At 54.7% G+C, this 19,983-nt stretch carries 20 protein-coding genes and 1 tRNA gene; 13 read left to right on the top strand and 8 right to left on the bottom strand.

All coding sequences use genetic code 11. From position 1 onward, the window contains the following. A partial coding sequence (locus ABSG49_RS10190) for a hypothetical protein (RefSeq protein ID WP_424026020.1) occupies window positions 1–1,252 on the top strand: 1,252 nt, incomplete at its 5' end. A 229-nt stretch (window positions 1,253–1,481) separates the two neighbouring features. On the opposite strand, the gene ABSG49_RS10185 is transcribed toward ABSG49_RS10190, so the two are convergent. Further along, window positions 1,482–1,631: a hypothetical protein gene (locus ABSG49_RS10185; protein ID WP_424026019.1), complete on the bottom strand. Its 150-nt coding sequence runs from the start codon at window positions 1,629–1,631 to the stop codon at window positions 1,482–1,484. A gap of 88 nt (window positions 1,632–1,719) precedes the next feature. Between ABSG49_RS10185 and ABSG49_RS10180 the strand changes: the two genes are divergently transcribed. After that, window positions 1,720–1,884, top strand: coding sequence for a hypothetical protein (locus tag ABSG49_RS10180; RefSeq protein WP_424026018.1), 165 nt, complete (start codon window positions 1,720–1,722; stop codon window positions 1,882–1,884). A 126-nt stretch (window positions 1,885–2,010) separates the two neighbouring features. Then, a complete protein-coding gene (locus ABSG49_RS10175; RefSeq protein ID WP_424026017.1) occupies window positions 2,011–2,529 on the top strand; it encodes a hypothetical protein in 519 nt (172 codons plus the stop codon). Between the two features lie 18 nt (window positions 2,530–2,547). Here ABSG49_RS10175 and ABSG49_RS10170 read toward each other — a convergent pair whose 3' ends face one another. Beyond that, entirely contained in the window at window positions 2,548–2,850 is a 303-nt protein-coding gene (locus tag ABSG49_RS10170) for an AN1-type zinc finger domain-containing protein (RefSeq protein WP_424026016.1), read from the bottom strand. Between the two features lie 1,636 nt (window positions 2,851–4,486). Next, window positions 4,487–5,815: a transglutaminase domain-containing protein gene (locus ABSG49_RS10165; RefSeq protein WP_424026015.1), complete on the bottom strand. Its 1,329-nt coding sequence runs from the start codon at window positions 5,813–5,815 to the stop codon at window positions 4,487–4,489. Window positions 5,816–6,465: 650 nt separating this feature from the next. Here ABSG49_RS10165 and ABSG49_RS10160 point away from each other — a divergent pair. The 4 genes from ABSG49_RS10160 (at window position 6,466) to ABSG49_RS10145 (ending at window position 13,584) form a co-directional block, all read left to right on the top strand. Further along, on the top strand, window positions 6,466–7,035 hold the full coding sequence (locus tag ABSG49_RS10160; protein WP_424026014.1) for a phage exclusion protein Lit family protein: 570 nt from the start codon (window positions 6,466–6,468) through the stop codon (window positions 7,033–7,035). 333 nt (window positions 7,036–7,368) lie between these two features. Then, complete coding sequence (locus ABSG49_RS10155; protein ID WP_424026013.1) at window positions 7,369–9,330, top strand: PINc/VapC family ATPase; 1,962 nt, start codon at window positions 7,369–7,371, stop codon at window positions 9,328–9,330. A 31-nt stretch (window positions 9,331–9,361) separates the two neighbouring features. Next, window positions 9,362–12,142 carry a leucine--tRNA ligase gene (leuS, locus tag ABSG49_RS10150; RefSeq protein WP_424026012.1) on the top strand — a complete coding sequence of 927 codons (2,781 nt, stop codon included), beginning with the start codon at window positions 9,362–9,364 and terminating at the stop codon, window positions 12,140–12,142. A 173-nt stretch (window positions 12,143–12,315) separates the two neighbouring features. Further along, window positions 12,316–13,584 (top strand): WD40 repeat domain-containing protein, encoded by a 1,269-nt coding sequence (locus tag ABSG49_RS10145; RefSeq protein ID WP_424026011.1) that lies wholly within the window; start codon window positions 12,316–12,318, stop codon window positions 13,582–13,584. 324 nt (window positions 13,585–13,908) lie between these two features. Here the strand turns inward: ABSG49_RS10145 and ABSG49_RS10140 are convergent, their stop codons facing one another. Continuing rightward, entirely contained in the window at window positions 13,909–14,136 is a 228-nt protein-coding gene (locus ABSG49_RS10140) for a hypothetical protein (RefSeq protein WP_424026010.1), read from the bottom strand. A 48-nt stretch (window positions 14,137–14,184) separates the two neighbouring features. On the opposite strand from ABSG49_RS10140, the gene ABSG49_RS10135 reads away from it, so the two are divergent. Beyond that, window positions 14,185–14,307 carry a hypothetical protein gene (locus ABSG49_RS10135; protein WP_424026009.1) on the top strand — a complete coding sequence of 41 codons (123 nt, stop codon included), beginning with the start codon at window positions 14,185–14,187 and terminating at the stop codon, window positions 14,305–14,307. A 51-nt stretch (window positions 14,308–14,358) separates the two neighbouring features. Here ABSG49_RS10135 and ABSG49_RS10130 read toward each other — a convergent pair whose 3' ends face one another. Beyond that, window positions 14,359–14,676: a DUF5611 family protein gene (locus tag ABSG49_RS10130; protein WP_424026008.1), complete on the bottom strand. Its 318-nt coding sequence runs from the start codon at window positions 14,674–14,676 to the stop codon at window positions 14,359–14,361. Window positions 14,677–14,710: 34 nt separating this feature from the next. On the opposite strand from ABSG49_RS10130, the gene ABSG49_RS10125 reads away from it, so the two are divergent. Together ABSG49_RS10125 and ABSG49_RS10120 are read left to right on the top strand one after the other, a co-directional pair. Then, window positions 14,711–15,517 (top strand): proteasome assembly chaperone family protein, encoded by an 807-nt coding sequence (locus tag ABSG49_RS10125; RefSeq protein WP_424026007.1) that lies wholly within the window; start codon window positions 14,711–14,713, stop codon window positions 15,515–15,517. 6 nt (window positions 15,518–15,523) lie between these two features. Beyond that, window positions 15,524–15,922, top strand: a complete 399-nt coding sequence (locus ABSG49_RS10120; protein ID WP_424026006.1) for a DUF473 domain-containing protein — start codon at window positions 15,524–15,526, stop codon at window positions 15,920–15,922. 37 nt (window positions 15,923–15,959) lie between these two features. Here the strand turns inward: ABSG49_RS10120 and ABSG49_RS10115 are convergent, their stop codons facing one another. Further along, a complete protein-coding gene (locus tag ABSG49_RS10115) occupies window positions 15,960–17,291 on the bottom strand; it encodes a PEGA domain-containing protein (protein ID WP_424026005.1) in 1,332 nt (443 codons plus the stop codon). Between the two features lie 165 nt (window positions 17,292–17,456). On the opposite strand from ABSG49_RS10115, the gene ABSG49_RS10110 reads away from it, so the two are divergent. The 3 genes from ABSG49_RS10110 to ABSG49_RS10100 all read left to right on the top strand — a co-directional run bounded on the left by ABSG49_RS10110 (window position 17,457) and on the right by ABSG49_RS10100 (window position 18,886). Next, on the top strand, window positions 17,457–18,350 hold the full coding sequence (locus ABSG49_RS10110) for an ADP-ribosyltransferase family protein (RefSeq protein WP_424026004.1): 894 nt from the start codon (window positions 17,457–17,459) through the stop codon (window positions 18,348–18,350). Window positions 18,351–18,561: 211 nt separating this feature from the next. Continuing rightward, the gene (locus ABSG49_RS10105; RefSeq protein WP_424026003.1) at window positions 18,562–18,837 is read left to right on the top strand and encodes a hypothetical protein; all 276 of its coding nucleotides are present in this window, start codon (window positions 18,562–18,564) and stop codon (window positions 18,835–18,837) included. After that, window positions 18,812–18,886 (top strand) — tRNA-Arg (locus ABSG49_RS10100). The genes ABSG49_RS10105 and ABSG49_RS10100 overlap by 26 nt, the downstream gene beginning before the upstream one ends. Window positions 18,887–19,194: 308 nt before the next feature. On the opposite strand, the gene ABSG49_RS10095 is transcribed toward ABSG49_RS10100, so the two are convergent. After that, window positions 19,195–19,671 (bottom strand): NusA-like transcription termination signal-binding factor, encoded by a 477-nt coding sequence (locus tag ABSG49_RS10095; protein WP_424026002.1) that lies wholly within the window; start codon window positions 19,669–19,671, stop codon window positions 19,195–19,197. 14 nt (window positions 19,672–19,685) lie between these two features. After that, window positions 19,686–19,976, bottom strand: coding sequence for a 50S ribosomal protein L30e (locus ABSG49_RS10090; protein ID WP_424026001.1), 291 nt, complete (start codon window positions 19,974–19,976; stop codon window positions 19,686–19,688). Window positions 19,977–19,983: the final 7 nt, after the last annotated feature.

The raw sequence follows: 19,983 nt of genomic DNA, 5'->3' as shown, positions 1-19,983 counted from the left end.
CGGGAAATGGTTCGCCAACGTCACCACGGTCGACGGCGGTACCAGCACCTCGCTGGTTACGTTCACGATCACGCAGCAGCTGAAACCGGCAATCACGTCGATTACACCAGCGACCGGGTTCCGGAACACGACCATCAGCTTCACACTGGCCGGTTCCAACTTCCAGGTCGGCACCGGCTCGAACGTCTCGTTCTACAACCAAACGTATTTCACGACCAACACGACCCGCGTGTATGCGAATGTCACGGGCGTGACGCCGGCATCAATCACGGCCCGGGTGCTCTTCCCGGACAATGCACCCGTTGGCCTGAACAGCTGGCTCGTCAACGTCACCACGGTCGACGGCGGCACCAGCACCTCGCCGGTCACGTTCACACTCCTGAAACCGGTGCCGACCATCAGTTCCATGACACCTCTCACTGGCGCCAGGACCAGCCTCGTCACGTTCACGCTGGCCGGTACGAACTACCAGCCCGGCCCCGGCAATACCACGGTCACGCTCTACAACCAGACCTATTTCAATGCTCATAACGACAACGTGACTGCCCAGCTGACCAGCGTGACGCCAACCGCCATCACCGGGAACTTTACGGTTCCACCGGATTCACCGTTCGGAAAAATATGGACGGTCAACGTAACGACCATCAATGGCGGCACCAGCACCTCGCGTATCCTCTTTACCGAGATCCGGCAGGTCCCGATTTTCTCCTCGATCACACCAAAAACAGGTTACCCGAACACCACGGTCTCCTATACGATCACCGGCGCCAACTTCCAGCCCGGCATGACATCCGTGAACCTGAGTACCCCGGCGTACCCTGAGCTGAGTACTACGATCTATTCCGTCACGCCCGGCCAGATCATCGGCGGGGTCTCGTTTCCATCTGATGCGCCTCTCAGCACATGGAGACTTAACGTGACTACCGCTGATGGCGGCAGGGTCGGCTCCACGTTCACGGTCCAAAAACTGCCAATACCGACTATCACCTCCTTCACGCCCGCTTCAGGATACCAGGGAACGACCATCTCCTACATCATAAACGGCAATTACTTCCAGCCCGGCGGAAGGACAACCGTGAACCTGTCACGGCTGAATGCACGTGAGATCCGGACCACCATAACAGCGGTGTATTCGTCACGGATCTACGGGACTGCAAACATCACGGATGCCGCAACAGGATCGTGGAAGGTGAACGTATCCACGCTTGATGGCGGTAACAGAACCCTGACCAACGCCATCACCGTGTTCTGAAAGAACACCTTAAAAATTTTTAAGGACGACAAAAAGGGAATAGAAGCCTTCACTCGCAGTAGATATCGTTTGCCCACTTTTCTATGATCTTTTTGGGTGGCCGGTGGGACATCGGCACATGCTCATCGGACTGGTGCAGGAAAAATGGCGGTTAGAAAGAGGGAACGATGATGATCCCTATCCTCTCACGGGCCGGGTATACTATGCCGGAGAATATCTGAGGAGATGATTACTGGAGCTTGGGAACCGGACACAGGTTGCCGTACTGGTTGATACTGTACGACGCGAGAATGGCTTTATCGTCGAGGTTCTTTTCACCGATACCAATCCTGCTCAACTTGTCACGGATTATTTTTATCTTTTTTTCAGTAGATATCATACGAATGATGCTTACTTGGCGGGTGACACGTTAAAGAGATGCATTAAATTGCTGATTTTTCGGCTCTTTTGCCCGGAACGAACAGGTAGTGCAGAGCGATTTCGATCTTCCGGTTGAATTCTCCCGGCGGCTTGTCCGGACGGTCTGCGGGAGGCTGGCAGGGGGGGCACCGGCACATTCGTTTGACGGGGGGATTGCCAGAGACGGATTACGAATCACGTTGCCCGTAACGGGTATGGCACGGGGGAGCTAGCGGCAATCCCCCCATTGTTTCAAAATAGATCCGCAAAGACACCCCCACACAGGGAAGCGATGGGTGTGCCGGCAAGGAAGGAGATTATGCGGAATTTTATTATATTTATAATTCGTCAATTCCGGTATGGAGGAACCGGGCTGCAAAGAAAATTATCCCGTCGCGATTGTTATCGGGTCAAATCTTTTATCGCTCCTGATCTACATCATTGGCGCATGTATCCTCTTCCAGTTCAGCATCGTCTGGGTCATCTGTTATGTAATTTTTATTCTTCTCCTGGAGATCCGGCTGCTGATCGGACATTGCGTGGACTGCTACTATTACGGCAAGACCTGTACCTTTGGCAAGGGCCGGTTGAGCGCTCTGTTTTTCCGGAAGGGCAGCCCGGAGAAGTTCAGCCGGATGGAGCTGACATGGAAAGATGTGATCCCGGATTTTCTGGCATTCATAATCCCCTTCCTCGCAGGAATACTGCTCCTGGCACAGGAATTTTCCTGGACCGTCCTCATTCTCATCATCGCCCTCTTCCTCCTGGGTTTCCTGGGGAATGCTCTTGTGCGAGGACAACTGGCCTGCAGGTATTGTAAGCAGAGGGAGATCGGTTGTCCGGCCGAGCACCTGTTCAATAAAACAAAAAAATCGTAAACCTTCACCGGACCAGCATCAGGAGGAACGGAAAGAACGTGGAGAACTGCCGGTGAATTTGTCCCGGCAGAGATGGTTCTCCGGCAGCCGGCAATGGTCACACAGGACTTTACCGCACCGGTGACAGGGAACGAGCTCCCCTTTCAGCTCGCGTCCGCAGTTCCGGCAGACTCTGAGGTGGAGATTACGGTCATACAGGTGAGGCCGGGAGCAGTGGTGGTTTTCCGGCATGAAATGGTCAAAGCAAAAGATCTGTCCGCACCACGGGCACGTGAACGGGAGTTCGCCAAGATTTTTCCTGCAAACGTGGCAACGGTACATTATGCCTGAATCGGGACAGGGGGCGAAATAGGTTTCGATACCGGGCGGGGCTTCGCCAGCAGCGGCGGGCCGTTGGCACATTCACATGATAGGGGGATTGCCCGGGCCGGAAAGAAGAGGGCGTTGCGGGAGGAGCGGGGACGATCACGAATTGTCCTGGTTCGTGCAAACAGAGAGGTCCAAATCAGGTTCTCCAAAAACCTGATGCGTGTTATTGTTATCCTGCATTTTGCAGCCCGGCACTTCCGGTATCACCGTTCAAAGAGAGAGATGGCGGACTCGTGTGCGGGCCCCGGTTTTTTGTTATGTAAGGCCTTGTGAAAAACGCCAGTATAACGTACACCCGGTATCTTCACCGGGACAGGTTTTCTCTACAAAATACTGACAACTACTTCCACAGGGGGATACCGGTTTTGCTGATTCTTTCGGTTGTTTTTCAGATTTTCCTGCCATGCATCAGCCTCTCATTTTGTTACTCCGCATTGCTATTTCAGGTTATAGGTTTCCTGCAGATTGCATCCTGCTGCTATTGATATCGCTATTCTTTTAAAAATTGGAAAAACGGCGGGCCGTCGGCACATTCGCATGGTATGGGGATTGCCAGACTGCGATTTGGGAGGGCGTTGCCCATGCGGTACCGTCGGGGGAAGTTTTCCCCGATCGATACTCCTATCTATAATTCCCGGCATACGGGCATGTATGCAACAGCCAGATGAAGTTGTCCATGATCATGCGTTTACCTGCCCGCACTGTGGATTAAGATGGCGAACAACAGAGACCGGCCTGAAGCTGCATTGTAAGAAATGCAACAGATGGTTCCCGAATCCCTGGGCTGAACCGGCCCTGGAGAAGTAGGATCACCCGACTATTCCAAACGCAGGGCTCACGCATTTAGCGGAGTGGTGGTTGGCACCTCGATCCCGAGGGGGATTGCCACAAGCCGGCATACACAGACCGCATTGCCACAAGCCGGCAGCACGGGGGGGGGTATGCCGGACACCCCCCCATTGTTCCGGAAAAAATCCGTGCAGACCCCCCCACCCCCATGGGGGGGAGGTATCCGGCATACCCCTCCCCCCCTTTGGCTGGATCAGACCCCCCCCTGATCATTTCTGGGTAGCCTCCAGAACGACCGCTCCGTCAGAATACCCGTGCAAGGGCCGGTCAAAACGTTGTGCAATATTGCACAGTTCCCAAAATTGGGAAGGGGGGTATCCGGCATACCCCCCCTCCCTTTTATTTTCAAAACGTGCATACCCCCCCTGCATGGGGGTGGGGGGTTGGCACCAGACCCCCCCCTCCGCTCAGCGCCCGGCCGCTCGTCCGGATGGTTTGCGGGAGGCTGGGGGGGGACGCGGTTTGCCGTCGGTAAACGATGCAATCCCGGTATTGCCCGGCCATGAAATGTGTTACATTGTGCTGGCCAAGGTGGGGGGGTATACTTGAGACCCCCCCCTTGCTGAGCGTGGGAGGAGGGGGTACCCCCTGCCCTTGAGGCTTGCCGGTGCGGGAGAGGGGGGCCGTCGGCACATCCTCGTAGAAAAGGGATTGCCCGGGGCGGTGTGGGGGGGGCGTTGCCAAGAAATGAGGGAAATCACTTGTAGTAAATACGCATGCATCGAGATATTATCACATATCATGAACCTATTTTAAGTCCATATTTCTGAACGAGAGATTGCCACATGAAGTAGTAATTTTGATCTAAAACACCACCGGAACTTTTTGATATTGCTTCAATCTGATTGAAAGATTGGGCATCTCTGTATTCTTCGGAGATTGAATCAAAAGAGATTCCATCAGAAATCTTGTAGATATTTGGTGTCGAAGTTAATTTCCCGACACCGACGTAATCCCCTTGCGAATCAGTTGGAATCGATGGAGCAGCTGTTTCCACAAATGCATATCCCGAATCTCTATAGTCATACAATTCTGAACTCTTTATTCCAACGGCCATATGGTTTTGTGAGGGAAATTCAAACAAAACTGTTCCATATCCCAATTCTCTCAACAAATATGCAAGTAACAGAGATTTTTCACTACAGACTCCTTTATCGTCATAAAGGACTTCGTATGGAGACCGCATTTTAAAAGAGGTGGAATATAATCTGCTGTAATCGTAAGGGATTTGCTGGACCAGACTAATCGCAATTCTTGCCTGATCGTCGGTATCGGATGATTTCGATTTGATTGATTTCACAAGGTTATCTAGATATTTCGTTTGTGTGGAATCATCGAGGTATGTCAGATAATACTGGTGAATTTCTTCATCCGTGCATGGTGAGGAATCATAATTGTAGCGTAGACATGCAGCTGGAGCTGATTTTGAAGAAATTTCAGAATATACGCTTGAATACAAATTGACATTCACAATTCCGGATTTTCCTCGCAGGATATATGCAAAAGATCGTGCAGTTAATCCAGTTTCCTGAACGGGTGTTGTTATAACTTGAGTTGGTGATAGGGTAGGTTTAGTCGGGGGGATTGTAGCGATAGGTTGCTGGGTTATAGAATTCGCTGATACAGATGAATCATATTGGGTGTTTTTTACCGAACTCGAAAGAGATTGGGAAATTGTATTCGCATTTGTGGAAAATAGAGAGGCGCTTCCTAAACTTATCAATAATAATGAGACGATAACCAATCCAGTAATTGAATATGATAATCTTGGAAAGAAATTCCGGTTATATCGTCCCGTTATCCTGAACGCATATCTCCCAATTCCTGTTTTAACTTTATTGAAGATATACAACAGAATCACCGAGAGGATTCCATAGAAACAGAACTGGATGAAGAGATAAAAGAGAATGTTGGATGTTGAATCCGGGATTTTTGAGGTCGCCAGGAAATAAACAAGCAGGGGGATTGTAACCATGAATACGGCCCCAATCTGATGATCTGTACCCCAACATTTTACTGCGTAGAGGAAATACGCTAGGAAGAAACAGACAACACCGAGTCCTATCATAAACTGAAACATCGGCTTATTATCGTTCGATAAGTAAAAGAACAGAAAAAGCCCGACAAGTATGAGAAGAATAGAAAGAATGGTGAAATTTTTTAGTATTATTTGTTCCCGGAATTTATTCCAGTAGTAATGGATCGGTCGAGTATTGATCCGTGGTCTTGGAGAACGCTCGCTACCTCCCGTATGGGGTTTTACCGGTTTACTACCGATATGAATGCCGGTACATCTGTGATTCTCCGGCAGATGGCAGTTCTCACACAGGAAGATACCACATCGGTTGCAGGTGAAAGAAAGCCCCGTTAAATCACCCCCGCAGTTTTCGCAGACTCGGTGATTGGGCTTGTGTTCGTGATAGTAATGCCTAGAGCAGTGGTGGTTCTCGGACAGGTGATGATCCGAGCAAAAACTATGCCCGCACCGCCGGCACTTATACGGAATTTCATGGAGAATTTTCCCGCAAAAATGGCAACGGTGCATTATGCTTGAATCGGGGGTTAGGGACGAAATAGGTTGTGATGGGGAGACGCGAAATGAGATTAATACCCAGTTTTTGATTTGATCAATAAATACAAAGATTAGCCTTATAAAAAAGATTGAGATATCCTTTTTATTTTACAGATAATAGGTGGGTGTAGGAATTTGGTGAAAAAATGGATAATGATAAATTATTCAGATTATTTCAAAAACTGCAAGATCCGCCATTTCAATGTATTAACAGAAAACGAAAGATAAGATCAATACCAAAATTTAGCATTGATTGTTGTACATTTACTGCAAATAGACGGAGTGGTTTCATTGAATATGATCCATTCTTACTTGAATTTTTGAATGAAGAACAAATTGTTTGGATTCTATTGCATGAAGAGGGGCATATGAGGTTCCAATTTGAAAGAATCGATTGGAATGATAACCCTGTTAATAATAATGATATTAATACTCCTGATGATAGTCATCGAAGTGAGTATAACGCCGATATGTATGCAGCTAGAAAAATGTTGGAAAATTTTCCGGACTTAAAAGCATACGAGATTATGGAAAGGGCAGTAATGGCGAACTGTTACTGCAATCCTAAATCATTTTTTTGTTTCTTAAAAAAATGGTTGAAAAAAGTGTGTAATGCACTAAAATTTTTATCTTTCGAATCAACGCATCCACCTATGAGTGTGAGAATTAAAAAAACTAAAGAGTTTTACGAAGAAAATGTTCTGAAAAACCAGTAAAACTATTTTCATCATGTTGCCATTTTCTATTTTTTAAACCCCTATTCCCCACTCCCGTTCACGCTTCGAACCCCTCGCGACTCGAAGAACGCTTCGCGTTCTTCTCATGGTTCGGGACCGCACCAACGGGGTGCAGCCCCTCACCATTTATAAACCCTGTGGTCATATATCTTACCCATCAACGATCGTGCATCGTTGAATACTATGTGCTGCACGTCGTAACAGCGGGCCGGCACATGAACAGGGAATACGTGCTGCGTATTCCCCCACGAGAATAGTATAGCATACCATAGGTATAGCATACGATAAAACACCATACGAGAGGATACCGATATGATTTTAGTACCAGATACGAGCGTCCTTATTGACGGGCGCATAACTTCGATGATAAAGGCCGGTGAATACAAGGGTGCAACAATAATCGTCCCGGAAGCAGTGATTGCAGAACTCGAGGCCCAGGCGAACAACGGACGCGAAATAGGGTTCTCGGGCTTAAACGAACTGCAGCAACTGTGCAAAATGGCCGAAGAGAAGACCATAGAACTGAAATTCTCCGGTATACGCCCCACGCTTGAACAGGTGAAACTGGCAAGCGGCGGCGAGATCGATGCGATGATCAGAAGCATCGCGATTGAGAATGCTGCACGGTTCATCACGAGCGACAACGTGCAGGCCGAAGTGGCACGGGCAAAGGGGCTCGATGTCATCTACTTAAAACCCCAGATCACGGATTTTGTCCCGCTCGCCATCGACCAGTTCTTCGACGAGCACACGATCGCCGTGTACTTAAAAGAGCGGATATCGCCGATGGCCAAGAAAGGCACCATCAGCGACATGAAACTCGTGAAGATCCGCGAAGCGCCCACGAGCGAGTACGAACTCCGGATGATGGCGCAGGAGATCCTCGAGCGGGCGAAGCGGGACCCCGACGGCTTCATCGAGGTCGAGAAGCGGGGCATCACGGTCGTCCAGATCGGCTCCATGCGGATCGCGATCGCACGCCGCCCGTTCTCGGACGGCATGGAGATCACCGCCGTCCGCCCGATCGTTGACGTGACCCTGAAAGACTACACGAAATCCGATATCATCACGAAGAGGATCCTCAGCGAGAAACGGGGCATGCTCATCGTCGGCGCCCCCGGTGCCGGCAAGACCACGCTCGCCCAGAGCCTCGCGACCTTCCTCTCCGACAGCGGTTTCGTGGTCAAGACCATGGAAGCCCCCCGGGAACTCCAGGTCCCCGACCAGATCACGCAGTACACGATGCTCGACGGCAGCATGGCCAACACCGCCGACGTCCTCCTCCTCGTCCGGCCCGACTTCGTCATCTTCGACGAGCTCCGGAAGGCCGAGGACTTCAGTGTCTTTGCCGACATGCGCCTCGCAGGCCTCGGCATGGTCGGGGTCATCCACGCAAACGGCGTGCAGGACGCAGTCCAGCGGTTCAGCGACCGCGTGGACTTCTCCGTTCTCTCGCAGGTAGTCAACACGATCATCTTCTTGAAGCAGGGCGTCATCACGAAGGTCTATGACATCGGGTTCACCATCAAGGTCCCCGAGGGCATGGGCGGCGAGATGCACCTCCGGCCCGTCACGACCGTCAGCGACCACGAGACCGGAGAACTGACCCTCGACATCTTCCGGTACGATGGCGAGACCATCGTGATGCCGGTCATGACGATTACGGCAGCCCGTCCTGCACCGCTCCAGGTGCAGCACGTGGGCCAGCCGGTCACCCCCCGCGAACCCATGAGGGCGCCGGCAGCCCCGGCTGAACCCGCCCGGAAGGAGCGGGAGAAGGAGAGCGACGAGCGGCCCGGCTGGAAGCTCAACGAGAAGGAGATCCAGCACGAGATCGGGCGGTACACGGAAGGTTTCGTGGACGTCCAGATGCTTTCCGACACGAAGGCCGTGGTCTACATCGACGACAAGGACGTCCCCGCCGCGATCGGCAAGGGCGGCAAGAACGTCTCCGCGATCGTCAACAAGCTCGGCATCGGGATCGACATCAAGCCCCGCTCCGAGTTCGACCGCCAGCAGGCGCAAGCCCCCCGGGGCGATGAGGAGTACAACCTCGGCGGCGGCATCAAGATCCAGACCGACAAGAAGCAGCTCACGATCGTTGCCCCAAGCGACAGCGGCAAGATCGTGGACGTCTTTGCCGGGAAAGAGTACCTCTTTACCGCGACCGTGAACGAGACCGGCGAGATCCACCTCGCGAAGAACTCGAGCATTGCCCAGGAGATGATCAAGCGTTACACGAACAACGAGGTCATCAAGCTGAGGCCGGTATAACCACAACCCCTCTTTTGGATGGTGAACACAATTGAGTGAATTCGATCTTTTGGCATTTGAAGAAGAGGCGCACGAGCAGTGGACCCATGCCTTTGAGTCCAATCCCTCCCGCCTGGAAAAATACTACCTGAATGTCGCGTTCCCGTACCCGAGCGGGGCAATGCACGTAGGGCACGGCAGGACCTACATCGTGCCGGACGTCATCGCACGGTTCTGGCGGATGCGGGGGCGGCAGGTGCTCTTCCCTATGGCGTTCCACGTCACGGGCGCTCCCGTGGTCGGCATCTCGAAACGGATCGCCAACAAGGACCCGAAGACGATCCACCTCTACCGCGACCTGTACAAGGTCCCGCAGAACGTGCTCGACGAGTTTACCGACCCGCTGACCATCGTCCGGCACTTCGCCGCCGAGTACCAGCGGGTCATGACCTCGTGCGGCCTCTCCATCGACTGGCGCCGCCGGTTCATCACCGTCGACCCGACCTACTCGAAGTTCATCGAGTGGCAGTGGAAGCACCTCTACGAGGCAGGCCACGTGATCAAGGGCGTCCACCCGGTGCGGTACTGCACGGTGGACGACAACCCGGTCGGCGACCACGACCTCCTTGAAGGCGACAAGGCAGAAGTGATCAAGTTCACCCTCATCATGTTCCGGTACGGCGACGCCTTCATCCCGACCGCGACCCTCCGGCCCGAGACGATCCACGGGGTCACGAACCTCTGGGCAAACCCGGCAGTCACCTACGTGAAGGCGCTCGTGGACGGCAAGGCCTGGATCGTCTCGAAGGAAGCGGCCGAGAAGCTCACCCTCCAGGACCATGAGGTCGAGATCAGGGATGAGATCAAGGGGAGCGACCTTATCGACAAAAAGGTCAGCCACCCGCTCTGCGGTGAGATCACCATCCTTCCGGCAGAGTTCGTGGACCCCGACATGGCAACCGGCATGGTGATGAGCGTCCCCGCCCACGCCCCGTTCGACTACATCGCCCTCCGCGACCTCCAGCAGGCCGGGAAGTACACGCAGATCAAACCGATCCCGCTGATCAAGGTCGAGGGCTATGGCGAGGTCCCGGCCCAGTCTGCGGTCGAGAAGGCCGGCATCGCCAACCAGATGGACAGCCGGATGGACGCCCTCACGCAGGAGATCTACTCCGCTGAGTTCTCGAAAGGCAGACTCTTCGAGAAGTACGGCGGCAAGCCGGTCCGGGTCGCCCGCGACGAAGTCGCCGCCCTCATGACCGAGAAGTACGATTCGGTTGTCATGTACGAGTTCGACATCCGGCCGGTCGTCTGCCGCTGCGGGAACAAGGTGAAGGTGAAGATCCTCCACGACCAGTGGTTCCTGAAGTACAGCGACCCGGCCTGGAAGCAGCAGGTCTCCGACCACCTGAAGGACATGACCCTCGTGCCCCCCGAGGTCCGGGTCGAGTTCGACCGCACCGTGGACTGGCTCAAGGACTGGGCCTGCACCCGGCGGGTCGGGCTTGGCACCCGGTTCCCGTGGGACAGGCAGCAGCTGATCGAGCCGCTCTCGGACTCGACCATCTACATGGCGTATTACACGATCGCCCATAAGATCCGGGACATTGACTCCAAGCTCCTCACCCCCGAGGTCTTCGACTACATCTTCCTCGGGAAGAAGTCCCCGGACCTCCCCGAGAAGAAGAAGCTCGACGCGATGCGGGAGGAGTTCCTCTACTGGTACCCGTACGACTTCCGGTTCTCGGCAAAGGACCTCATCTCCAACCACCTCACCTTCCAGCTCTTCCACCATGTCACGATCTTCCCGAAGGACAAGCTCCCGAAGGGCATGGTCGTCTTCGGCATGGGCCTCCTGAACGGCGCCAAGATGTCCTCCTCGAAGGGGAACGTCTTCCTGCTCGAAGATGCCGTGCAGGAGTTCGGGGCCGACACCGTCCGGATGTTCCTGATGGGCAGCGCCGAGCCATGGCAGGACTTTGACTGGCGGAACGAGCTCGTCCTCTCCACGAAGAAGCAGATCGAGCGCTTCTACAACACCGTGATGGAGACGAAGGACGCGACCGGCGAGCCGCACGACATCGACCGCTGGCTCGCGAGCCGGCTCCAGTCGCATATTGCAAAGACCACCGAGGCCCTCGACAACTTCCAGACCCGGCAGGCCCTGCAGGAGGCCTACTTCGGGATCGAGAACGACCTGAAGTGGTACCGCCGGCGCCTTCCGAAAGACTGCGACGGCAGCAGGGAACTCCACGAGCTCTGCTCTTCCTGGGTCCGTCTCCTCGCCCCGTTCATCCCGTTCACGGGCGAGCACCTCTGGAAGGAACTCGCGGGCGAAGGCCTCGTCTCGTTCGCCCCCTGGCCCGTTGCCGACCAGAAGCTCGTCAACGAGAAGGCCGAACTGGCCGAGGAACTCCTCGCCCGGACGGTCGAGGACATCGAGTCGATCAAGAAGCTGATCCAGCTCACGCCCACGTCGATCACGATCGCCCTTGCCCCGGAGTGGAAGCACGAGATCTTCCGCACGATCGCGAAGGCGAGCGACAGGAACACCGTGATCAAGGAGATCATGAAGGACGAGTCCATGCGGAAACGCGGTCGGGACGCGACCGATGCGGCGAAGCAGTGCACCACCCTCATCCACCGCCTGCCCCCGCACGTGGTCGAACCGCTCGCCCGCGGACCCATCAACGAGCAGGCGGTCTTCGAGTCCGCGAAGGCTTTCCTCGAGCAGGAGTTCGGTGTGCCGGTCCACATTGTCGAGGCGGAAGGAAGCAGCCAGGTGAAGGCCCTCACCGCCCTGCCGTTCAAGCCGGCGATCATCATCGAATAATCCTCTTTTTCCGGGATCCGAAACCGGAATCCGGTGCGGTTCGGGGAGTACGATGGGCATGGACCGTCCCGGGACCGTGGAGCCCTCATACCAGGGCAACCTTCCATTGATATAACCGCGTGGTTCCACAAATAAGATATCCCGGCGCATGATACGCTTCTTCAGGACACTCCATGATTACACGCTACCGGGTCCATCTGCTGGTAACTGGCCTGCTCCTTGCCGCGTGCCTTGTCGGGACGGTGGCGGGGATCAGCCTTGGAATCGACTGGAAACAATCACCGGTCCTCGCTGATAACGTGTTCTCCGGTATCACGCTGACGCCGAATGCGTCCCTGGTCTACACCGGGGGCAGCCAGATGCTGGTCCGCAGCTGGGACGGCACATTCCACTGGGGAGGGCAGCCCGGGTTCGTCGCGGCCATAAGTGTGGACGGCAACTACGTGGTCACGAGCTCCGGCAGTACCGTCACGCTGCTGAACAGCAGCGGCACCCAGCTCTGGTCGAGGACCATGGACGGGCAGATCAAGGCCGTCGCGGTTTCACCCAACGGCACCTTTGTCATCTCCGCCGATGACAAGGGCAATTACAACTCGTGGGGACCCAACGGTGATTTTTATGGCAGGAACCAGACCGATCTCGTGAAACGGGTGGCCATCTCGCCCACGGGAGATCTTGTCGTTGCAACAACGGAAGGGGGAATACGCTACTTTACCCCTGCGCTCAACCCGGTCTGGAGCGATAACCGGTCGGGAAGCCTTGACGACTCTATCATCATCTCGGACGATGGCTCGACCATCATCACCTCCGGCGGGGCACGTCTCTCCTCGCATACCAGCACCGGAACGCTCAACTGGCAGACCGATGTGACGGATACGGCCATCAATGACGTGGCCTGCAATGAAGACTGCTCCCTCATCGTTGTCGGGAGCCAGGACAACACGGTACGGGCCGTCGACCGGTACGGCAAGACCCACTGGACGTACCCGACCGGGCAATGGGCAAATGCCGTCGCGGCATCCCGGAGCGGGTCCGTCATTGCCGTCGGCGCAAACGACGGCACCGTCTTCATCCTGGACCATAGTGGCAACCTCCTGACCCAGCAGAAATTCACCGGGCGCATCCAGCCGCGGACGCTTGCTGTAAGCAGGGACGGGACGAGGATCGCGGTGGCGGACCAGTACAAACTGTACGGGCTGAGCCTCCTCGGCATTACTGCCGGAGATACCGTTTCTGACACCATCTTTATCGCTGCAACGCTCAACCCGGTGCCGCAGACGACTGCAGCAACAGTCGCCACACCAACCCCTGTTGTTACAGAGACAGTTCAGGAAACACAGACTGCTGTACCAGCCGCCACGAAAAGATCACCGATTAACGCGTGGACCGTTGTCCCGGCGATTGGCGGTGCACTGTATATCGCCCGAAGGAATGGTCGGTAGCGGGGAATACGTGTTGAGATAGAGAGGCATAACCATCCCGCCGGGGATGTTCCACCCTGTTTTTTAAAAATATTTTATTGTGTGACATCAGAAACATTTCCCGTATATGTTCCTCTAACGAATCGGAGGACTACGTGTTTTCCCTCACTTTTTTTTATGCATTTTCCAGATAAAATATGACCAGAATAAATTCAGGTGAGTTTAATAGCAAAATTGACTGAGAGTTTGTATGGATCTGATAGATTCTAATAACGAGAAAAAAATTATTATTTCATTATTAATAGCGTTATTAATAATAACTATTATTTTATTGGGAGTCATGCTTTATCCGGCGTTCATGAAATTATTTTCCAAAAATTCTGCAAGTACATCAACAGCAGCTGCAACAAAACCAACAACGCATCCAACGACAAAACCTGCCACAGTTCCAACAACAAAGCCTGCAACAAAACCTGCCACAGTTCCAACGACAAAGCCAACGACAAAGCCTGCCACAGTTCCAACGACAAAGCCAACGACAAAGCCTACGACGTAGTTCAGCGTGTTCTGCATGAAATATTTTTTTCGTAATCACCGTCAATTGTGCATGAATTAAAAAAGATGCGAGATTCCAGGCTCTGCGTTGCGGCGGGAGGGGTGCGCTTCTTCACCACCGCGGGCACTGCCGGGAAATCCTCTTCCCTGCAGTACAAAACCACCGAACTGATCAGGTTCCGGGAGTGAAAGGCTGCCGACCGGACGCGGCGGGATACCGGGAACCGCGAGAGCCGGAGGCTATTCCCCTGCCGTGCTCTTCGCCCGCTTGACCCGTTCCTTGGTGGTGAAACCGGTGATCGCATCGAGGAACTTGCGGAACCGCTTGTTGGTGTCGATGATCACTTCATCCGCAGCCGTCACGTCCGATTCGGTATCGATGACAATGGACTTCCCGTCGGTCGCGGGGTTCACATCCAGCCGCTTGATGGCACCGAATGCGATCCGGTAGCCCTTTGCCGTCTTCTCCGGCTCCCTCCCAAAACAGTTCTTCAGTTCTGCAACTGCCCGTGTGTCGAGATCCTTGGTCAGCCCGCGCTTGATGGGATACTCTTGCATATACTTTTTTAGTACGTTAGTGTATGTTAATCTAATGACGGCAGATTCTTCAGAGTGTTGTGATAAGATCCTCGCCCGGATCGACGCGGTTCACGAGGACCTTGGCAGTTTTGCCCCGAGAAAGGATCTCAATATCACATCAAAGCCGCTTCCGGCTAACGGGGCAGTCCTCATGGGTTTCCCGGGAAGCGGGCTTGTCGGCACCATCGCCCTCCAGTACATGGTGGACCAGCTCGAATTCGAGCAGATCGGCTCCATGAACTCGCGCTACTTCCCGCCGCTTGCCATGATGAACAAGGGGCTCATCAACGATCCCGTCCGCGTGTATGCCAAGAACACCGGCGACTATGCGATCGCCGCGATCGTTGCCGATATCCCGATCGCCCCCCCGATCTGTTACGAGATCGCAAGCGCGATCATGGCGTGGCTGGAGCCGTTTAAGCCAAAAGAGGTCCTGACCATCGCAGGCATTGTGACCAATGAGCCGGAAAAACGGGTCTTTGGCGTGGCCACGACACCGGAAGCGCTCCAGCGGATCCAGGACCACACCCTCGTCCTCCCTATCGGGAGCATCTCGGGGATTGCGTCGAGTATCCTTACGGAGTGCAAGGCCCGGAACATTCCTGCCATCGGGCTGCTGGGAGAGACCATCAACGCCCCCGACCCCCGGGCATCCGCCGCGACTATCGAGGTCCTCAACAAGATGTACAAGCTTGCCCTCGATATCCAGCCGCTGATCGAGCAGGCCGTGGAGATCGAGCAGAGCATGGGAAAACTCGCCGAGGAAGTGCAGCAGTCCGCAGATGCCGGCCCGAAAAAAGACCTGCCGATGTACGGGTGACCTGACATGAAGTGCGCCGCATTAACCAGCATCTCGCCCGACATCATCCAGGACCTCAGGTCGGGCAGGCCGAGGACCATCGAGCTGCAGAGCACCCACAACATCGTGACCATCGCTGCTGTCGAACCGGGGCCCGACACCCATATCTTCATGACCTCGACTGATGTCGAGGACCTCTCGCCGGGCGATGCGGGGATCTGCGTCTTCCTCCTCTCCACGAACCTCGCCATGAAACGGATCGTGGAGTTTTCCCACGGCATGATCTACGAGGAACGGGAACGGATGTCCGCACGGGTGCAGGTCAGGTTCTGCTCCTCCTCGGTGATAAAAGCCGTCTACCACGAGGGCCTGACCAAACCGACGGAAGTCGAAGTCCTCAAGTCCTCGTGTTACCACGCCGGGTAGCACGCGGGAAAAAAATCTCTTTTAAAAAAAAAAACGATCAGCGCTTCCGGAGGGCAAGGAACGCCAGGCCGATCGCGCAGATGATCGCAGGTGTCCCCACAGGAGATGCAGGTGTCGTTGTATCTGTTGGCCACGGCGTGGGTGTTTTGACGGTGGACTTTTTCGTAATAGTTGCCTTGGTTGTCATGGTCGTGGTCGGGACCGTGGTCGCGGTTTCGGTCTCGGAAGCCACAAGTTTCGCATAGACCGTACTCTTTGTTCCTGAGGTCACCTTGACAGTCTCGGTGTAGGAATGATACCCGCTCTCCTCTATCAGCACCTTGTAGTAGCCCGGGACAACGTTGGAGAGAGTGAAGATGGTCGTCCCTTTGTAGGTGTTGTCCACGTACACGCTTGCACCGGAAGGATTGGTCTCGAAATAGATGCTGCCATTGGTGATCTCATCTGAATCGATGGTGAAGGTGAGGCCACAGACCGCATCCGAGTTCGGGTTGATCACGCAGACCTGATAATCGCCGGGTGCCTGATTGGTCAGGTTGAACGTGCCGGTGATTGCTGTTGATGAAAGGGTACTGACCGTGCCATATATATCGTTGTAACCGGCCCGTCTCAGGAGGAGGGATGCAGAACTCTGGAAGTTGGTGCCGGTTAGGCTGGTGATGGAGACTGTGGTGTTGGTGAGGGCTTCGGTCGGGGCAATAGAGGAGAGAGTAATCGCGCTTGTGGAGGAGAGGATCGCAAAACCGCCGGACCGTGTGACTGACTGGCCGTCAGCGTTCGTGACAATCACATCCCAACTGCCGGCCTGAATCCCCGTGATCGGGAACGTACAAGTGAGCTGCGTGGATGTCGCGGAAACGATGGTCCCGGTGACATTGGTCTGCCCGGATTGTGCAAGCACGACCGTGGCACCGGAGGTCGAGAAACCGGTACCGGAGATAACAACGTTACTGACGCTGCTGCTGTTGTACCCGGAACCAGGCAGGACGATCGTAATGGTCGGTGCGGGATTTTTAACCATAAAACCGGAGGTGAGTGTCACCTGCTGGCTATCCGGGTTGGTGACCACAACATTCCAGAGGCCCGCTGTTTTTCCGGTGAGATCAAAGGTACAGTTGATTTGGGTCGCTGACACAACAGTCACGCTCGTTGCCTGTATATTCGTCTGCCCGGACATCACGAGCATAACCGTGGTTGTCCCGGTGGAATTGAAACCGGTTCCGACGAGGCTGGTTATACTCACGGTTCCCGTATTGATGCCAATAGCGGGATATATCGATGTGACAGTCGGTGCAGGATTGGCAGACACTACCGCCGGGAGCAGCAGGATCAGAAGGAACATGCAGGCAATAAGGTATGATTTCTTCATAGAGATACGTCCCTGATACAAATACCGGAAAGAACTTACAAACCACACCTCATATATTTTGTTAAATTTATTTGAGTGCCGCCATGGGGGGATCAACCATCCGGCTGTCATAATCCCTATTCCTTTATTTCCCCCGGGTTACCATCACTGGTTCGTGATACCCGGATGAGCGCCGACAAGAAGACCACGGCATCCGTTCCCTTCTGGATTGCCCTGCTCTGCATCGTGATCCTCTGCGGAGTGCTGGCATTTTCCGTCCTCACATCCGGCCCGGGCACGGCACCATACCTCCAATCTGCGCAACAGCCCGCTGCGGCAACGGGTTTTCCGGGGTATTCCGGTGCCTCTTCCCTTGCGCTACCGGGAAGTGTATGCCCGTCGGTGATCGGGGCGGCACCCGTGACGCCGCCGGCTACGGAAGCGCTTGACCGCGAAACGCTCGTCATGGCCCGGCCACCGGCAGCTGACCGCGTGAATTACACCGACCGTGGGTTTTCCGAGCCGGTCGAGGCCTCGGTTGCCTGGTGGATGTCCCCCGGGTTCATGGACAACACCACGGAGTTCCGGGGATACGAGCGAACGACTGCCGGGGGTAAGTCCGGTTACCCGGAAGAGCACCGGGTATTCTTCACCTTCATCGAGCACAGTCTCGACACTGCCGAGCAGCAGTCGACGCTGATGCATGGCATGACCCTCTTCCGGGGGATCAATCCCTCTGTTGCCGGCACGGTCCTGAACACCTCGGAATACCGGGAGCCCGCCTTTGCCTCCACTTCATACGACATCACGTTCTCCCTGGACGCGTTCGGCCTGCGGAGCCCGGATGGGTACCGGAACATGCTCGTCCTCCGGCGGGACCCGGGGGACCATGCGCTGTATATCAACGAAGACGAGCGGGAGTACCTGCTGCCCCGGGGCATGACGTGGTCGGTGGTGAAGGTGGAGAACGTGCAGAACCTGAGCGTGAATGCGGACTTCCCGCTCCATAACCGCACCACGAATACCACCTCATTCGACCACGTCAGGCTCATCTACATCACCGGGAAGAGCTGCGCATAAGACCGGTGGCAGGAGCCGGCCGTGAGGTTGTCCGCCACCCTTTTTTCAGACAGGTTTCATAATACCGGAGTGAGTCTGACTGGACTGATACCCCTGCAGGGAAACGGCTTCCCGGAGAGATGCAACCTGCGGCATGAAGGACTGCGCACAGGTCGTGTTCGTGATCCTGATCTGCCGTGCCGGCGTCGACTTGATCATCTAAAGCGTCTCCATGATGACCGTCTGCCATGAGCCTGGCCCCTCCATGTTCTCCATCGCGATGTTTGGCATCGGGTATACAGGCACCTGGTTCGGGCTCTCCCACGGGGAGATCCCGTCGAACGAGGAGAAACTGGAGCACATCACAAAAAGGCTGGGCCGCATCATCGAGAAGAAGCAATACGTCCCCGCCCTCTTTTGCCTCCTGCCCCGGGCAGGAAACAGATTAATTATCAACAAGGACGAATGTTACTGGCACAGGTGGGCCTGTGGCTTAGCCTGGACATAGCGCCGGGCTTCTAACCCGGATGTCGGGGGTTCAAATCCCCCCAGGCCCGTTTTTACGATCTAGATACTTTTGAATAATTTTAACGCTCTAGGGGGGATCGAATCTCATCAGAGATGAGACAGGAGAAGAGCCATCAGGCTCTTTGACATATCAGGCCTACTTCGAAGAACTCTGATGAGTTCTTCTCATCCTCGCGGTTCTGATGAACCACTCGGACCCCGCCGCTGTGGCATGCCCAAAAAGCGATAGTGAGGTATTACCTCTTATAAATAAGGTGAAAATCAATAACTTTGAATCGCCTTGCAGAACATCCCTCTCGGGGCTAGAATTTCAGCAAAACTTAAAGAGAAGAGAAATTTACAACTGGCTCTGCTCATCCGCTGGCTGGCTGTCCATGGGTTTCTGGAGAATCTGGACATCGGCAATATTGTGCTGGCGCAGCGCCAGTTTCTTTGCCTTGAAGATGTTCTTGCCATCCTTGCCGATTGCAATGCCGCGGTCCTCGTCCCGGACTTCCACGGTCGCGGTCTGCTGGTCGGGCTCGCCTTCGAACAGGATGGAGGTGACCTGGGCCGGCAGGAAGCAGTTCTTGATGAACTGTTCCGGGTTGCTGTTGTATTCCACGACCTCGATCTTCTTGCCCATCACTTCCGATGCCTTCTTGATCGAGGCGCCTTTCTTGCCTATGGCAAGCCCCATGTCGCCGGGGTTGATCACGAAGATGAGACGCCCGTTACGGTCGTCCACGACACAGTCACGGCTCCCCGCGCCGGTAAGGCTCTCGAACTGGGAGATGAGGCGCATACAGTCTTCGGTCAGTTTCACTTCTACCATGGTATACCCTCGGTTCAGGCCCTCTTGAGAGAGAGAATGTCTGACTCGCCCGGGCTGATGATGGCCAGCGTGCTGACCATGAACGGCTTACCGCAGGCCTTGCCGAGCGCCACGCTCGAGCCTTCAAAGGTGTGGATGAAGAGGTTCTCGTAAGCGGTAAGTTTAGAGGTGAAGGCCGACGGGCAGTTGCCTGCCACGACGATCATCTGGGCCTTGCCCTCTTTGATGCACTTTTCGGTGTTGTTCTGGCCAAGGATGACATTTCCTGTCTTGATAGCTCTTCTGAGTGATGCATTAAAATCCATGTACAAT

Source organism: Methanoregula sp. (assembly GCF_049510175.1).
GTDB lineage: Archaea > Halobacteriota > Methanomicrobia > Methanomicrobiales > Methanospirillaceae > Methanoregula.
The sequence above is the reverse complement of the archived record's forward strand: the minus strand, read 5'-3'. Positions and strand labels throughout refer to the sequence as shown.

Bases quoted from the DNA above. Each gene is read 5' to 3' on its own strand.
- ABSG49_RS10140 (WP_424026010.1), bottom strand. From the start codon at position 14,136: ATGCAGAACACGCTGAACTACGTCGTAGGCTTTGTCGTTGGCTTTGTC.
- ABSG49_RS10130 (WP_424026008.1), bottom strand. From the start codon at position 14,676: ATGCAAGAGTATCCCATCAAGCGCGGGCTGACCAAGGATCTCGACACA.
- ABSG49_RS10125 (WP_424026007.1), top strand. From the start codon at position 14,711: ATGACGGCAGATTCTTCAGAGTGTTGTGATAAGATCCTCGCCCGGATC.
- ABSG49_RS10115 (WP_424026005.1), bottom strand. From the start codon at position 17,291: ATGAAGAAATCATACCTTATTGCCTGCATGTTCCTTCTGATCCTGCTG.
- ABSG49_RS10120 (WP_424026006.1), top strand. From the start codon at position 15,524: ATGAAGTGCGCCGCATTAACCAGCATCTCGCCCGACATCATCCAGGAC.
- ABSG49_RS10110 (WP_424026004.1), top strand. From the start codon at position 17,457: ATGAGCGCCGACAAGAAGACCACGGCATCCGTTCCCTTCTGGATTGCC.
- ABSG49_RS10175 (WP_424026017.1), top strand. From the start codon at position 2,011: ATGGAGGAACCGGGCTGCAAAGAAAATTATCCCGTCGCGATTGTTATC.
- ABSG49_RS10145 (WP_424026011.1), top strand. From the start codon at position 12,316: ATGATTACACGCTACCGGGTCCATCTGCTGGTAACTGGCCTGCTCCTT.
- ABSG49_RS10170 (WP_424026016.1), bottom strand. From the start codon at position 2,850: ATGTACCGTTGCCACGTTTGCAGGAAAAATCTTGGCGAACTCCCGTTC.
- ABSG49_RS10165 (WP_424026015.1), bottom strand. From the start codon at position 5,815: ATGATAGGACTCGGTGTTGTCTGTTTCTTCCTAGCGTATTTCCTCTAC.
- ABSG49_RS10155 (WP_424026013.1), top strand. From the start codon at position 7,369: ATGATTTTAGTACCAGATACGAGCGTCCTTATTGACGGGCGCATAACT.
- ABSG49_RS10185 (WP_424026019.1), bottom strand. From the start codon at position 1,631: ATGATATCTACTGAAAAAAAGATAAAAATAATCCGTGACAAGTTGAGC.
- ABSG49_RS10135 (WP_424026009.1), top strand. From the start codon at position 14,185: ATGCGAGATTCCAGGCTCTGCGTTGCGGCGGGAGGGGTGCGCTTCTTC.
- ABSG49_RS10095 (WP_424026002.1), bottom strand. From the start codon at position 19,671: ATGGTAGAAGTGAAACTGACCGAAGACTGTATGCGCCTCATCTCCCAG.
- ABSG49_RS10160 (WP_424026014.1), top strand. From the start codon at position 6,466: ATGGATAATGATAAATTATTCAGATTATTTCAAAAACTGCAAGATCCG.
- ABSG49_RS10105 (WP_424026003.1), top strand. From the start codon at position 18,562: ATGATGACCGTCTGCCATGAGCCTGGCCCCTCCATGTTCTCCATCGCG.
- ABSG49_RS10090 (WP_424026001.1), bottom strand. From the start codon at position 19,976: ATGGATTTTAATGCATCACTCAGAAGAGCTATCAAGACAGGAAATGTC.